Source organism: Aeromonas simiae (assembly GCF_014892695.1).
GTDB lineage: Bacteria > Pseudomonadota > Gammaproteobacteria > Enterobacterales > Aeromonadaceae > Aeromonas > Aeromonas simiae.
This window is the reverse complement of sequence record NZ_CP040449.1, coordinates 3,252,501-3,266,636: the sequence shown is the minus strand read 5'-3', so window position 1 is coordinate 3,266,636 and position 14,136 is coordinate 3,252,501. Positions and strand designations below refer to the sequence as shown.

Genomic DNA, 14,136 nt, shown 5'->3' with positions numbered 1-14,136 from the left:
ATGAGGGGCGGCCAAGGGCGCCAGCCCTTGGACGTCCCCCTCGATGGAAGGGTTAGGCATCACTGCGTGTTCGCTCGAATGCCTGGCGTGTTTGAACCATGTACACGGCTGGACCATCTGGGGTGGTTACGGTACCTTGCCTCTCAAACCCCGCTTTCTCGTAGCATCGGATCGCTCGCAAGTTGCTCGGCGACGGGTCCGTTTGGATCTTGGTGACCTCGGGATCATTGAACAGCAACTCAACCAGAGCTCGAACCAGCTTGGTTCCCAAGCCTTTGCCCAGTTGTGATGCATTCGCCAGTGACTGGTCTATTCCGCGTACTCCTGGATCGGTTTCTTCTTCCCACCATCCGTCCCCGCTTCCAAGAGCAACGTACGACTGGGCATACCCAATCGGCTCTCCATTCAGCATTGCAATGTATGGAGTGACGGACTCTTGCGCTAAAACGCTTGGCAAGTACTGTTCCTGTACGTCAGCAAGTGTCGGGCGTGCTTCTTCTCCGCCCCACCACTCGACAATATGAGATCGATTTAGCCACTCATAGAGCATCGCAAGGTCATGCTCAGTCATGAGGCGCAGTGTGACGGAATCGTTGCTGTTGGTCACGATGCTGTACTTTGTGATGCCTAACTTTGTTTTAGCCACCAATGATGCCCTCACTTTCCATGATTTTGGTGGGAATGGATTTTCTTAGCGGCAACTTACTTTCGTTGTCTATATCCATGTTAAAGGCGAAAAAGTAAACCTCTGTCTCCTTCTCAACCCACCCAACCCACCATGCGACACCAGGATTTGACTCAGTTCCCACACCAGAAAAACCAGTTTTTGAATGCACTAGATATTCAGGTGCCGCCTCCGTTACCAAAGCCTCTTTTACTATTAGCTGGTTTTCTTTAGATGCTGACAATTTATTTAAATATAGAGACTCTAGAAACTCCACTTGATTAACTGCGGAAATTCTAAGCTGGCCTTCCAACCAGAATTTGTCAATGCCACCACTGATATTCTGGTTGCCATAGGAAAATTTTTTAAGGTATTTCTGCATTCTTACTTCGCCAACTTCTCTGGCGATTTGTTGAAATACGGGAACAGCTGAAACTTGTATTGCCCCTCTTAAGGTCAAGTCTCTTTCCCATTGCTTCATGGCTCTTGGCTTTCCGTCCCATTTGAAAACCTGATGCTCATTCTTTATGACACCAGTTTCTAGGCCGATAATTGCGTTGGGGATCTTAAATGTTGATGCTGGAAGATATTCCTTTGATGCACGAGCTAAGTCATTGGTAGCGCAGGATTTACTGCTACTTTTACAAAGCACGAAGACACCATTGACGGCTTCGGCAGAGAACTCTTTGTTCCAAGACGTATTTTCTGTAATTGAACCAGCTAATGCCGTACTCGAAAGACACGCGATAATTACATATGCGGCAAATGTTTTCATGGCACCTTCTTGGTGGCTAACGTTAATTCGACCTCAGAGGCGTTTAAGTCAAAATACCTCTGACGTCTAACATGATTAATCAAAGTCTGATTTTTTAACAAAATCAGAAAGATAGACGCGAAACTTTAAAACAAAGGCGTCAACACTTCAAGTAGCGATCTTTCGCTTCGGCGAGGCCTAACGCCTGAGCTCAGCCGACCGAAACCGCGTAGCGGTTTTGGGTCGGCTGCAGCGATTTGTTGGGCGATAGCTTGCCACATTCTCTCAACGATTGGGATTTGATGTACTTTCCGCACTTTGTAGCGCGACCACATCATGCTCCCCCTGGCCGCGAGAGCCCTTCACTCGGGAAACACAAGACAGACCGAGCACGACTGTTGCAAGGGTCAAACAGTACACGACAACCGGCCAAGCCGTGTTGCGCGGCAACAGCGAAATGATCAACGTTCCGATGCTTCCTAGCAGTACACCGCCCAAGCAGAAGTAGACTGCCGTGACCGTTCCAGCAACATGGTCGAATCCTCGAAGAGCGCCATTGGGCGACACAGATACCGCTGTGGCGACACCAATACCCACTAGCCACATTGGAGCAATAAAGCCTAACACGGACTGCGAAGCCCATATTTCGGTGATGGCAAGCAATACTGCTCCAGCTATCAGGCATCCCATTCCCATTCGCAAGACACTTGGGCTGCCCCACTTGGGTATCACACGCCCCATAAAACGAGCCGTAAACACCATGGCAATTGCCACTGTGGCGAACAGCAGGCTGAAGCCAAGCTGAGACACACCTTGCCTGCCCATCATTAGTCCGGGCGCAATGGAGAAAAAGACGAAGAAGCTACCCATTCCAGCGGCGTAACACAACGTGTACAACCAGAAGTTCAGGCACTTAACGGGGAGTAGCAGCTGCGACCATTGCAAGCCCGCAACTCGTTGCACCCGGGTTTCAGGCCAGAATCGCCACGCTGCTGCAGATGCAGCGATCATGCCCAAACCTAGAAACGCAAAGATAGCCCGCCACCCAAGCCACATGTCGACGAGCGCTCCGAGCAATGGGCCTACCGCCGGGACCATGGCCAGCATGGATCCGAGTATGCCGTAAATGACATTACTTTCCTCGCGACCTGCGTAAATGTCACGTACTGTTGCAAATGTGGAAACAAGGCACGCCGAGGCACCACAAGCCTGAAGAATCCGAAGCCCCAGAAAGACTTCAGCCGATGACGTAAGAGCGAGGCCCATTGACGCCACAACGTAGGCGAGGCCACCTCCCAGTAGAACGGGGCGGCGCCCCAGTCGGTCCGATAGCGGTCCAAACAAGAGCTGACCGGCACCAATCATGACCAAGTACGTTGTCAGCGTAAGCTGAATTGTGCTCGCTGTCGTACCAAGCGCGTTTGGCATAAACGGCACTGCTGGCAAGTACATGTCCATGCCGAGTGATGCCAATAAATCGAACGGTGATAACAACAACACCGTGGCGGCAAGGGAGTACCGCCAACTAAAGTTTTTTGAGCGCACGAAACCATCTCCTTGAACAAAGGATTTGGCGGCGCTCCCGTAGAGCAAAAGGATTCATGAGAACGCCGCAACAACCGAAAAATGAAGGTTGCTGCGGCTTACTTGTCTGCGTTCTTGGAAGTGCTCATCTGCTGACTATCTCATGATTGAATTTGAATCGTAACAACTTTCAAGCAACTCTGCGAGGAGCCTTATTGTGCGCCCAACGTTTGACTTAGGCATCACTGCGTGTTCGCTCGAATGCCTGGCGTGTTTGAACCATGTACACGGCTGGACCATCTGGGGTGGTTACGGTACCTTGCTTCTCAAACCCCGCTTTCTCGTAGCATCGGATCGCTCGCAAGTTGCTCGGCGACGGGTCCGTTTGGATCTTGGTGACCTCGGGATCATTGAACAGCAACTCAACCAGAGCTCGAACCAGCTTGGTTCCCAAGCCTTTGCCCAGTTGTGATGCATTCGCCAGTGACTGGTCTATTCCGCGTACTCCTGGATCGGTTTCTTCTTCCCACCATCCGTCCCCGCTTCCAAGAGCAACGTACGACTGGGCATACCCAATCGGCTCTCCATTCAGCATTGCAATGTATGGAGTGACGGACTCTTGCGCTAAAACGCTTGGCAAGTACTGTTCCTGTACGTCAGCAAGTGTCGGGCGTGCTTCTTCTCCGCCCCACCACTCGACGATATGAGATCGATTTAGCCACTCATAGAGCATCGCAAGGTCATGCTCAGTCATGAGGCGCAGTGTGACGGAATCGTTGCTGTTGGTCACGATGCTGTACTTTGTGATGCCTAACGCCCGCCTAAGGGGCTGGCAACGCATGACACTAAACCCAAACACAACAGCCGTAACCACCACAGCTCATTGGGACTGGAAACGCCACGCGTTGACAGTCCCTCTTGAGGCGTTTGTTATGTGTGTGTTCAAACCATCAAATTTAGTCAGGAACTACTATTAAACCTAATTGCTCTAAAAGTTGTTCTTGCTGCCACGAACAGATTTTTACACCTGTAAGGTCAACTTTCCGAGGGTCTAAACCATACAACTCCGAGTGGCTCAAATCACAACCTTGCAACCTACACTGGCTCCAACACCCTTCAGAAAATACTCCCCGACTTAAATCAGACTCTTTAAATGATGCACCACTCAGATTTGCGCCAATCCATCTATTCTCAAACAAATCACACTTTTCGATACACTGCCTTTCAAAGTTGGCGTATGAAAGATTACAACCTGTTATATAAGCTGAACAAAAATACATTCTGTTCGATACCTGATTCATGAAGCTAGCTTGAGCAAAATTGGCACCCTTTAAATCGCATTCTCTGAACTCGATACCAAAACAATTTGCACCTTTGAAATACGACATTGAAAGACTGCAGTTTTTAAAAGATGCATCTCTAAGATCCGAGTAAGAAAAATCACACCCCTCTAATTCACCTCGTTCAATGAAAGAACAATCTACAAATTGTGTATCGCGGAGGTTCGCTCGTTTAAAGGAACAGCAGAAAAATTTGCAATTTTTAAAATACTGACCACTCATGTCTTGATGTGAAAAGTCTGCTTGTACATATAACTGGTCTGTTTTATCCATTTTCTAGCCCTCTTTCTATTTGAGTCGAAGACTAACATTTACCAACCAGTTCTCAAGAAAAATAAACACCTTAAAAACAGCAACTTACAACCACTTAAAATCGCAAAAATAAGGTACCAAATTGACGCTCTAAGGCACTGTTTTTTAATTCACCCATGCCGCATGGCTAGAAAAAAGTTTTGATTAATCATGGCGCTTGCAAGAAAAACACATAACTTTGTTTTAGGGCGACTGCCCTGCTGCGTAACATCGTTGCTGCTCCATAACATCAAACATCGACCCACGGCGTAACGCGCTTGCTGCTTGGATGCCCGAGGCATAGACTGTACAAAAAAACAGTCATAACAAGCCATGAAAACCGCCACTGCGCCGTTACCACCGCTGCGTTCGGTCAAGGTTCTGGACCAGTTGCGTGAGCGCATACGCTACTTGCATTACAGCTTACGAACCGAACAGGCTTATGTCCACTGGGTTCGTGCCTTCATCCGTTTCCACGGTGTGCGTCACCCGGCAACCTTGGGCAGCAGCGAAGTCGAGGCATTTCTGTCCTGGCTGGCGAACGAGCGCAAGGTTTCGGTCTCCACGCATCGTCAGGCATTGGCGGCCTTGCTGTTCTTCTACGGCAAGGTGCTGTGCACGGATCTGCCCTGGCTTCAGGAGATCGGAAGACCTCGGCCGTCGCGGCGCTTGCCGGTGGTGCTGACCCCGGATGAAGTGGTTCGCATCCTCGGTTTTCTGGAAGGCGAGCATCGTTTGTTCGCCCAGCTTCTGTATGGAACGGGCATGCGGATCAGTGAGGGTTTGCAACTGCGGGTCAAGGATCTGGATTTCGATCACGGCACGATCATCGTGCGGGAGGGCAAGGGCTCCAAGGATCGGGCCTTGATGTTACCCGAGAGCTTGGCACCCAGCCTGCGCGAGCAGCTGTCGCGTGCACGGGCATGGTGGCTGAAGGACCAGGCCGAGGGCCGCAGCGGCGTTGCGCTTCCCGACGCCCTTGAGCGGAAGTATCCGCGCGCCGGGCATTCCTGGCCGTGGTTCTGGGTTTTTGCGCAGCACACGCATTCGACCGATCCACGGAGCGGTGTCGTGCGTCGCCATCACATGTATGACCAGACCTTTCAGCGCGCCTTCAAACGTGCCGTAGAACAAGCAGGCATCACGAAGCCCGCCACACCGCACACCCTCCGCCACTCGTTCGCGACGGCCTTGCTCCGCAGCGGTTACGACATTCGAACCGTGCAGGATCTGCTCGGCCATTCCGACGTCTCTGGGGTTCTAGGGATTTTCCGTCCAAATGCGACATTCAGACTGCTAAGTGATTGATTTATTGTGACTGGCTATGTGAAGCGCCAAAAAAGTAATACCCCTCTGGAGGCCGCGGACGGCGTGGCCTCCAGAGCACTTTGTCGTTTTTGGACGGAAAATCCCTAGAACCCCTGGATGCTCTGGCCGGCGAGCTCTCGCCGGCGGCTCAGGATCCCGTCTCCCCAGATCTCGGCGAGGTCGCCGCATAGGGGTCGTTTGCGGGAGAGGGCGAAATCCTACGCTAAGGCTTTGGCCAACGATATTCTCCGGTAAGATTGATGTGTTCCCAGGGGATAGGAGAAGTCGCTTGATATCTAGTATGACGTCTGTCGCACCTGCTTGATCGCGGCCGCGATAGCTAGATCGCGTTGCTCCTCTTCTCCATCCGCGTTCCAAGCTGCGGAAAGGCACCCATAAGCGTACGCCTGGTCGAGCAGGCGACGCGGATCGACGTCCAGCGCACGAGAGAATGCGTCCGCCATCTGTGCAATGCGTCTAGGATCGAGACAAAGGTCGTCTCTGTCAGCCGGATCGTAGAACATATTGGCGGCGCCAAAGCCCACTTCACCGACCAGACCGACGGGATCTATCACCAGCCAGCCGCGACTGGAGAACATGATGTTTTCATGATGCAGATCGCCATGTAGCCCACGCAGTTCCGAGGCATTGCTCATCATTTGATCGGCTATAATCGCCGCGTGGACGTAGTCAGTTTGACAACCTGCGTTTTGATCATCGCGCGCCCGCTGAAACAAAGCTGCAAAGCGATCCCGGATCGGGAGAAGGGCAGAAGGCAGGGGTTCCTCAGATGCGGCATACAGCTTCGCCATTAGTTCCGCTGCAATTTCGGTCGCCTGGTAGTCGCCGTGCTCGGCAACGATGTGAGAGAGCATTCGCTCCCCGGCATATTCGAGCAACATCAGATTGTTCTCACGACCGAGCAACCGGACTGCTCCCCTCCCATTGCGCCATACCAGATAGTCGGCCCCGCGCAGTTCATCAGCAATGTCTTCTATAGGTTTCAATCCCTTGACGATTGCAGGAGTCCCGTCTGGCAATGAAACTTTCCAAACGAGGCTGGAAAAGGTGTCCGCAATGAGAACAGGTTGCGAAACGTGCCAATGAGCAGGAAAAACAGGCGGCATGAACATCAACCCCAAGTCAGAGGGTCCAATCGCAGATAGAAGGCAAGGCGTTCGCGGTCGGGGGCTTCGATCCCCAATACATTGAATAGGACAGCGAAGGCGCGCTCTGCTTCATCTGGCGCTGCCCAGTTCTCTTCGGCGTTAGCAATCATGAGTGCCAAATCGGCATAGCGATCTGCTGTTCCGAGCCGCCCAAGGTCGATCAGACCCGTGCATTGAAGAGTTTTAGGGTCCACCATGAAGTTCGGCATGCAGGGATCACCATGGCAAACAACCATATCGGTGCGCTCTTGGTCGAGCCGCACCGGTAGCTCTCGTTCGACACGAGCCAAAAGATCGAGCTGCGGCGTACTCTTGTCCTCGTCCGGTAAGAAGTCGGGATTGACGGCATTGCGGGACACCACATCAACGGCGCGTCCGAACATTCGCGACAGCCTGCGCTCAAACGGACATTGATCAACCGATAGGCTGTGAACAGCGCCAAGTTGCTGCCCCATTGACGGCCACGCTTTGAGCAAATCCGCTCCAGACAGATCAGCCGCCGGTACTCCCGGAATTGCCGTTATCACCAAGCATGCACCCTCCTGTTCCTCCTGCCAGTTGATCACCTCGGGGCAAGCCACACCTCGACCTTTGAGCCAAATGAGGCGGTCACGCTCTCCAGCGAGCTCACCGCGGCGGGAAGCAGGTGCGATTTTCGCGAAGGCATGCCCGTCACCACGTCGAAAAACAAAATCACCAGATTCTCCGCCTCTGACAGGCAACCAGTCAGAATGCGATTCACCAAAAAAAATATTAGTTCGATTCAATGGAGGTTCCTTCAGTTTTCTGATGAAGCGCGGAGGTGGCTCAACCTGCGAAAAGAAACGAGTTGCTACGTAAGTCCGAGAACATGCTTTCCATGGTCTCTGAGCTCGCCTTTGGGACCGACATATCGGTAGAGAGTGACGCGCTCGATGCCGAGTTCCTTGCAGAGATCGGAAACTGAAGTATCGCGCTGGGCCATGGCGGCTTGCGCGAGACGCACCTGAGCTTTGGTGAGCGCGAATTTTCGTCCGCCCTTGCGACCGCGCGCTCTCGCGGAGGCGAGACCCGCCATGGTGCGCTCTCGGATCAGATCCCGCTCGAACTCGGCCAAGGTGGCGAAGATTCCGAACACCATGCGACCGGACGCAGTCGTGGTGTCGATCTGAGCGCCCTTTCCAGTCAGAACCCGCAGGCCGATCTTGCGGTCTGACAGCTCCTTCACCGTGTTGACGAGATGGGCAAGCGATCGTCCGAGGCGATCGAGCTTCCAGACCACCAGCACATCGCCGTCACGCAATGACTTGAGGCAGGCAGTCAAGCCAAGGCGATCATCACGACCGCCGGAAGCAAGATCATCATAGATATTGTCCCGTTCGACACCTGCGGCGCGCAAGGCGTCGTGCTGCAGGTCGAGAGACTGCGAGCCATCGGCTTTGGAGACGCGGGCATATCCGATCAGCATGTATCACAAACGTTGGTTTGAGGCGGCGCTTCGGCCACGATTGCATTGACCTCTGGAAATGTATCTCAACCAGCTTCATAAACAAAGCGTCTTGAACGCTATCAGATTTTGAAAAAGGAACATGTATGCCGCGTCGCGTCACTCTAACCGATCGGCAGAAAGACGCGCTGTTGCGCTTGCCGACTTCACAGACGGATTTGCTCAAGCACTATACGCTGAGTGATGAAGACTTTGGGCATATCAGGCTGCGTCGGCGCGCTCACAACAGGTTCGGCTTCGCCCTGCAATTGTGTGTCCTGCGCTATCCCGGCCGGGTGCTGGCTCCAGGCGAACTGATCCCTGCAGAGGTCATCGAATTTATCGGAGCGCAGCTTGGCCTGGGTGCCGACGATCTCGTAGACTATGCTGCCCGCGAGGAAACACGGCACGAGCATCTTGCCGAGTTACGGGGGCTCTACGGCTTCCGCACCTTCTCCGGACGTGGTGCGAGCGAGCTGAAGGAATGGTTGTTCCGAGAAGCCGAGATGGCGGTGTCGAACGAGGATATCGCCCGTCGCTTCGTAGCCGAGTGCCGACGCACCCGCACTGTCCTTCCCGCGACATCCACGATCGAGCGGCTTTGTGCCGCGGCTCTCGTCGATGCCGAGCGACGCATCGAGACGAGGATCGCCAGTCGGCTGCCTATGTCGATCCGAGAACAGTTGCTGGCATTGCTCGAGGAGACGGCTGATGATCGGGTGACCCGTTTTGTGTGGCTGCGCCAGTTCGAGCCTGGCTCGAACTCTTCGTCGGCCAACCGGCTGCTCGACCGGCTCGAATATCTGCAACGCGTCGATCTCCCCGAGGATCTGCTTGCCGGCGTTCCTGCCCATCGGGTGACTCGTCTGCGCAGGCAGGGTGAACGGTATTATGCCGACGGCATGCGCGATCTCCCGGAGGACAGGCGGCTTGCGATCTTGGCTGTTTGCGTCTCGGAATGGCAGGCGATGTTGGCCGACGCAGTGGTCGAAACCCACGACCGGATCGTCGGCCGTCTCTACCGTGCTTCGGAGCGTATTTGCCATGCAAAGGTCGCAGACGAAGCGGGGGTGGTGCGTGACACCCTGAAATCCTTCGCCGAGATCGGGGGCGCCCTGGTCGATGCACAGGATGATGGCCAGCCGCTGGGCGATGTCATCGCGAGTGGGTCAGGGTGGGACGGCTTAAAAACCCTTGTTGCAATGGCAACCAGGCTGACCGCCACCATGGCCGACGATCCGCTCAATCATGTGCTCGACGGTTATCACCGCTTCCGCCGATACGCTCCACGCATGTTGCGCCTGCTCGATCTGCGAGCTGCGCCCGTTGCACTGCCGCTTCTGGAAGCGGTGACGGCCCTTCGTACCGGTTTGAACGATGCCGCGATGACCAGCTTCTTGCGGCCCAGCTCGAAATGGCATCGCCACCTTCGGGCCCAGAGGGCTGGCGACGCTCGCCTATGGGAGATCGCGGTGCTGTTCCATCTGCGCGATGCGTTCCGCTCCGGAGATGTCTGGCTTACTAGGTCCCGGCGCTATGGCGATCTGAAACACGCACTCGTTCCGGCACAAGCCATCGCGGAAGGCGGTCGTCTCGCTGTGCCATTGCGGCCGGAGGAATGGCTGGCAGACCGGCAAGCTCGCCTCGACATGCGGTTGCGCGAGCTTGGCCGTGCCGCTCGCGCAGGCACGATCCCGGGCGGGTCGATTGAAAACGGCGTTCTGCATATCGAGAAACTCGAAGCCGCCGCGCCGACAGGCGCCGAAGATCTGGTGCTCGATCTCTACAAGCAGATCCCGCCCACGCGCATCACCGATCTCCTGCTGGAGGTGGATGCGGCGACCGGCTTCACCGAAGCGTTCACCCATCTGCGCACAGGAGCACCCTGCGCTGACCGGATCGGGCTAATGAACGTTATCTTGGCGGAAGGGATCAACCTCGGCTTGCGCAAAATGGCGGATGCGACAAACACCCACACCTTCTGGGAATTGATCCGCATTGGACGGTGGCATGTCGAGGGCGAAGCCTATGACCGGGCGCTGGCCATGGTGGTCGAGGCACAGGCAGCGTTACCCATGGCCCGGTTCTGGGGCATGGGCACGTCGGCTTCGAGCGACGGACAGTTCTTCGTCGCTACAGAGCAAGGTGAGGCCATGAACCTGGTCAACGCGAAATATGGCAATACCCCGGGCCTGAAAGCCTATAGCCACGTCTCCGACCAATATGCGCCGTTCGCAACCCAGGTGATTCCTGCAACGGCAAGCGAAGCGCCTTACATCCTCGATGGCCTGCTGATGAACGATGCTGGACGCCATATCCGCGAGCAGTTCACCGACACGGGCGGCTTCACCGATCACGTCTTTGCCGCATGTGCCATTCTCGGCTACCGGTTCGCTCCGCGCATCCGCGACCTGCCATCCAAACGGCTCTACGCGTTCAATCCGTCGGCCGCCCCGGCGCACCTGCGAGCGTTGATCGGCGGAAAGGTCAACCAAGCCATGATCGAGCGCAATTGGCCCGACATCCTGCGCATCGCCGCCACCATTGCTGCCGGGACCGTCGCGCCAAGCCAGATTCTGCGGAAACTCGCCTCCTATCCGCGGCAGAACGAGCTCGCGACAGCCCTGCGGGAAGTCGGTCGCGTCGAGCGCACCCTGTTCATGATCGACTGGATTCTGGATGCCGAACTCCAACGGCGTGCCCAGATCGGGCTCAACAAAGGCGAAGCTCATCATGCGCTGAAGCGGGCAATCAGCTTCCACCGCCGCGGTGAAATCCGCGACCGTTCCGCCGAAGGCCAGCATTACCGCATCGCCGGCATGAATCTGCTCGCCGCCATCATCATCTTCTGGAACACCATGAAGCTCGGCGAGGTCGTTGCAAACCAGAAACGCGATGGAAAGCTGCTATCGCCCGATCTCTTGGCCCATGTTTCGCCGCTCGGATGGGAACACATCAATCTCACCGGAGAATATCGCTGGCCAAAGCCTTAGCGTAGGATTCCGCCCCCTCCCGCAAACGACCCCATGGAGGCCGGAAGGTAAGCAGGGACAAGAAAAAGCCCGTAGCGCGTGCTACGGGCTTTCTTGCCGGTTCCCCGATACAGCCGAGGGGAGGGGAGGGCGGCTAAGCCATCTTGGACTTGGAAAAGATCGGGTCATAGAACACTTCGACCAGCTTCCGATCTTTGAAGAACAGCACAACGTCAATTGTCGTGTAGAGCACCAGCTTTATCATTTCCATTTCGAGCTGACGGCCCACATCGGATTTCTTGATGAGTGTGGCGCACCGCTCGAATGTCTGCAAAGCATTGTTCGCGTGCGTCGTCGTGATCGAGCCGGGATGCCCGGTGTTCAGTGAATTGAGGTATTCCCAAGCCTCATTGCCGCGCAGCTCGGCCAGAAAGATGCGGTCGGGTGACTGGCGCATACACGCGGCCAAGCACTCGTCGGCCGACACCCGGCCCGCACCGTAGCCATAGAGCATGTGAACCCGGTTCGGATGGTTCGGCAAGAAAAGCTCGTGCACATCTTCAATCGTGATGATGCGTTCCTCGGGCGGCACTTTTTCAATCAACGACCGGGCAAACGTGGTTTTGCCCGAGCCGGTCTTGCCCGCGATGATGGGGTTCTAGGGATTTTCCGTCCAAATGCGACATTCAGACTGCTAAGGAAAGTGCGAACAAGTATCCCAAGAACAAAAAATGAAAATTTTAGTCATTTAATATCAATGGGTTACCAGTAAATGCTCTCGTGCCATATGACTTATTCGCACCTTCCCTAGTAAGAACGGCTGGGAAGTGTCTAAATCACTGGTGGCGATTCAGGGAATGAGCTAACAATGAAGCTAAAAGCCACCTTAGATTTTCATCATCACAGCCCCGAGACTTCAGAACTGGTGTAGTATGACCTCAGTAATCAGAGGAAGACGTTCGAAGAGTTGTGTAAACTTTTTTATCGTATAAGTATCAGATGTTGACACGAACAGCGTTAATGATAGGTTTAATGCGATTTATGGGCATGTGGGTGAGATAACAAGGTGGATAGAAGCTGTCGTTACTTGCCATGCACCCAACCAACTCACACACACAGTAGTATTTACACTGTAATGTTCCTGCCCTTCCTTTTTAGGATTTACCTAAGACATTTTTATAACGAATTCGCGCTCAAGCCTCTGTTTATACAGAGGCTTTTTTGTTTTAAGCGCCCCAACGGGTCAAGTGTTGATGGACAGCTTTACTGAATCGCCTCCGAACCAGAAACAAGATGAAAAAGTGCGGCAATAGGAATGCTTGTACGAAGCCATAGCTGCATATTGACATATATGAATATATAAAATAGTCTTCAGTCAGAATCCGCTGCACTCACCTCAGGAGGCGCCCCATACAAAACACCAGTGATACCCACCAAAGCCACCTTCCCGGCAGCAGCGACGGCCTGTTTGTCGACAACCGGTGGCTGACGGTGAAACTCTCGATATCATCAACCCGGTAAACGAAGAAATTCTCACCAGCATCCCAAATGCCACCGCTGCGAACCGCGCAGTGCGGGTTGCGCAACGTGCCTTCGTCACGAGGCGTACTCGCTCACCAGTGGAACGCGAAATACATTGCTGAAGATCGCCGACCTGCTGGAAGCCGCCGTTCTGGAAAACCTTGATCTAGGCAAGCCCATGCGTGAATGTCGCGCTATCGACATCCGTTTAAGGATGAAGCTGAGGTCATCGCCATGGCCAATGACTCCGAGTACAGCCTAGCGGATGCAGTTTGGATCCAAGGTTCAACCGGGCGCTGCGCGTAGCACGCGCGGTGGAAACCGGACGTATGTGGATAAATACCTACCATGAGATCCATGCCCCACCTTTGGTGGCGACAAGACTTCGGGCCTAGGACGGGAACCCCACAAATCAAGGCTGGAAGCCAACAGCCAGAAGAAAAACATCGATATCAGTCTCAACGAGACAACTCTCGGGCGCTTGTGAGGCATGTATCCACGCTTTTTTGACTCTAAATATTGAATATTTTAGATATGCAGGTAAATGAAATGACAAAGTCAGAACTCTTCAACGCCACCCAACTGGGCCCATACACCCTCAAGAACCGTATCGTTCTGCCGCCACTGACGCGTTCGCGCAGCTCCCAACCCGGCAACATTACGAACGACCTCATGGCCACCTATTACCGTCAGCGCAGCGGTGCTGGCTTTATGGTGACCGAGGGCACCCAGATTGAGCCTAGGGGGCAGGGCTACGCCTGGACCCCAGGCATTCATAGCCCAGAACAGATACAAGGCTGGCGTAAGGTCACCGACGCTGTTCACGCCGAAGGGGGGGTGATCTTTGCTCAACTTTGGCATGTGGGCCGCGTGTCGCACACATCATTGCAGCCCAGGGGTGAAGCACCTATCGCGCCATCAGCCATCCGTGCGGACAACGTCAAGGTGTTCATCGAGACTGGCCCCGGCACGGGTGTGCTGGCCGAACCATCGCTCCCACGCGCGCTGTCCACCAAGGAGGTAAAAGAACTGGTTAAGCTCTACGCCCAAGCCGCCCAAAATGCCTTGGACGCAGGTTTTGACGGAGTCGAGCTTCACTGCGCGAACGGGTATCTGGTAAACCAGTTC

Annotated in this window: 11 protein-coding genes and 1 pseudogene (1 of these 12 cut by a window edge); 3 read left to right on the top strand and 9 right to left on the bottom strand. The window is 54.5% G+C overall.

Annotated features, from left to right (window positions below):
* Positions 1-52: 52 nt before the first annotated feature.
* The 5 genes from FE240_RS15555 to FE240_RS15535 all read right to left on the bottom strand — a co-directional run bounded on the left by FE240_RS15555 (position 53) and on the right by FE240_RS15535 (position 4,555).
* Positions 53-607: an aminoglycoside N-acetyltransferase AAC(6')-Ib4 gene (locus tag FE240_RS15555; RefSeq protein ID WP_003159191.1), complete on the bottom strand. Its 555-nt coding sequence runs from the start codon at positions 605-607 to the stop codon at positions 53-55.
* A gap of 31 nt (positions 608-638) precedes the next feature.
* Positions 639-1,439 carry an oxacillin-hydrolyzing class D beta-lactamase OXA-10 gene (locus FE240_RS15550; protein ID WP_000846390.1) on the bottom strand — a complete coding sequence of 267 codons (801 nt, stop codon included), beginning with the start codon at positions 1,437-1,439 and terminating at the stop codon, positions 639-641.
* A 264-nt stretch (positions 1,440-1,703) separates the two neighbouring features.
* A complete protein-coding gene (locus tag FE240_RS15545) occupies positions 1,704-2,963 on the bottom strand; it encodes a chloramphenicol efflux MFS transporter CmlA5 (RefSeq protein ID WP_012300772.1) in 1,260 nt (419 codons plus the stop codon).
* 214 nt (positions 2,964-3,177) lie between these two features.
* A complete protein-coding gene (aac(6')-Ib, locus tag FE240_RS15540) occupies positions 3,178-3,732 on the bottom strand; it encodes an AAC(6')-Ib family aminoglycoside 6'-N-acetyltransferase (RefSeq protein WP_022631510.1) in 555 nt (184 codons plus the stop codon).
* A gap of 166 nt (positions 3,733-3,898) precedes the next feature.
* Entirely contained in the window at positions 3,899-4,555 is a 657-nt protein-coding gene (locus tag FE240_RS15535) for a quinolone resistance pentapeptide repeat protein QnrVC4 (protein WP_000361704.1), read from the bottom strand.
* A 351-nt stretch (positions 4,556-4,906) separates the two neighbouring features.
* Between FE240_RS15535 and intI1 the strand changes: the two genes are divergently transcribed.
* The gene (intI1, locus tag FE240_RS15530) at positions 4,907-5,881 is read left to right on the top strand and encodes a class 1 integron integrase IntI1 (RefSeq protein WP_143236976.1); all 975 of its coding nucleotides are present in this window, start codon (positions 4,907-4,909) and stop codon (positions 5,879-5,881) included.
* A 296-nt stretch (positions 5,882-6,177) separates the two neighbouring features.
* On the opposite strand, the gene FE240_RS15525 is transcribed toward intI1, so the two are convergent.
* The 3 genes from FE240_RS15525 to FE240_RS15515 form a co-directional block, all read right to left on the bottom strand.
* Positions 6,178-7,014, bottom strand: a complete 837-nt coding sequence (locus FE240_RS15525) for an aminoglycoside O-phosphotransferase APH(6)-Id (RefSeq protein ID WP_000480968.1) — start codon at positions 7,012-7,014, stop codon at positions 6,178-6,180.
* Positions 7,014-7,817, bottom strand: a complete 804-nt coding sequence (gene aph(3'')-Ib / locus FE240_RS15520) for an aminoglycoside O-phosphotransferase APH(3'')-Ib (protein ID WP_001082319.1) — start codon at positions 7,815-7,817, stop codon at positions 7,014-7,016. The genes FE240_RS15525 and aph(3'')-Ib overlap by 1 nt, the downstream gene beginning before the upstream one ends.
* 65 nt (positions 7,818-7,882) lie before the next feature.
* Positions 7,883-8,497, bottom strand: coding sequence for a recombinase family protein (locus FE240_RS15515; RefSeq protein WP_000904895.1), 615 nt, complete (start codon positions 8,495-8,497; stop codon positions 7,883-7,885).
* A 125-nt stretch (positions 8,498-8,622) separates the two neighbouring features.
* Between FE240_RS15515 and FE240_RS15510 the strand changes: the two genes are divergently transcribed.
* Positions 8,623-11,508, top strand: a complete 2,886-nt coding sequence (locus tag FE240_RS15510; protein ID WP_011116984.1) for a Tn3 family transposase — start codon at positions 8,623-8,625, stop codon at positions 11,506-11,508.
* 133 nt (positions 11,509-11,641) lie between these two features.
* Here the strand turns inward: FE240_RS15510 and FE240_RS15505 are convergent.
* A pseudogene (locus FE240_RS15505) lies at positions 11,642-12,145 on the bottom strand (CpaF/VirB11 family protein); the annotation flags it as partial.
* A 1,412-nt stretch (positions 12,146-13,557) separates the two neighbouring features.
* On the opposite strand from FE240_RS15505, the gene FE240_RS15500 reads away from it, so the two are divergent.
* Positions 13,558-14,136: the 5' portion of an alkene reductase gene (locus FE240_RS15500; protein ID WP_193002246.1), read on the top strand. Its footprint extends 546 nt past the window's final position; 579 of the gene's 1,125 nt are visible here — the first part of the coding sequence; it begins with the start codon at positions 13,558-13,560; its stop codon lies off the right edge, out of view.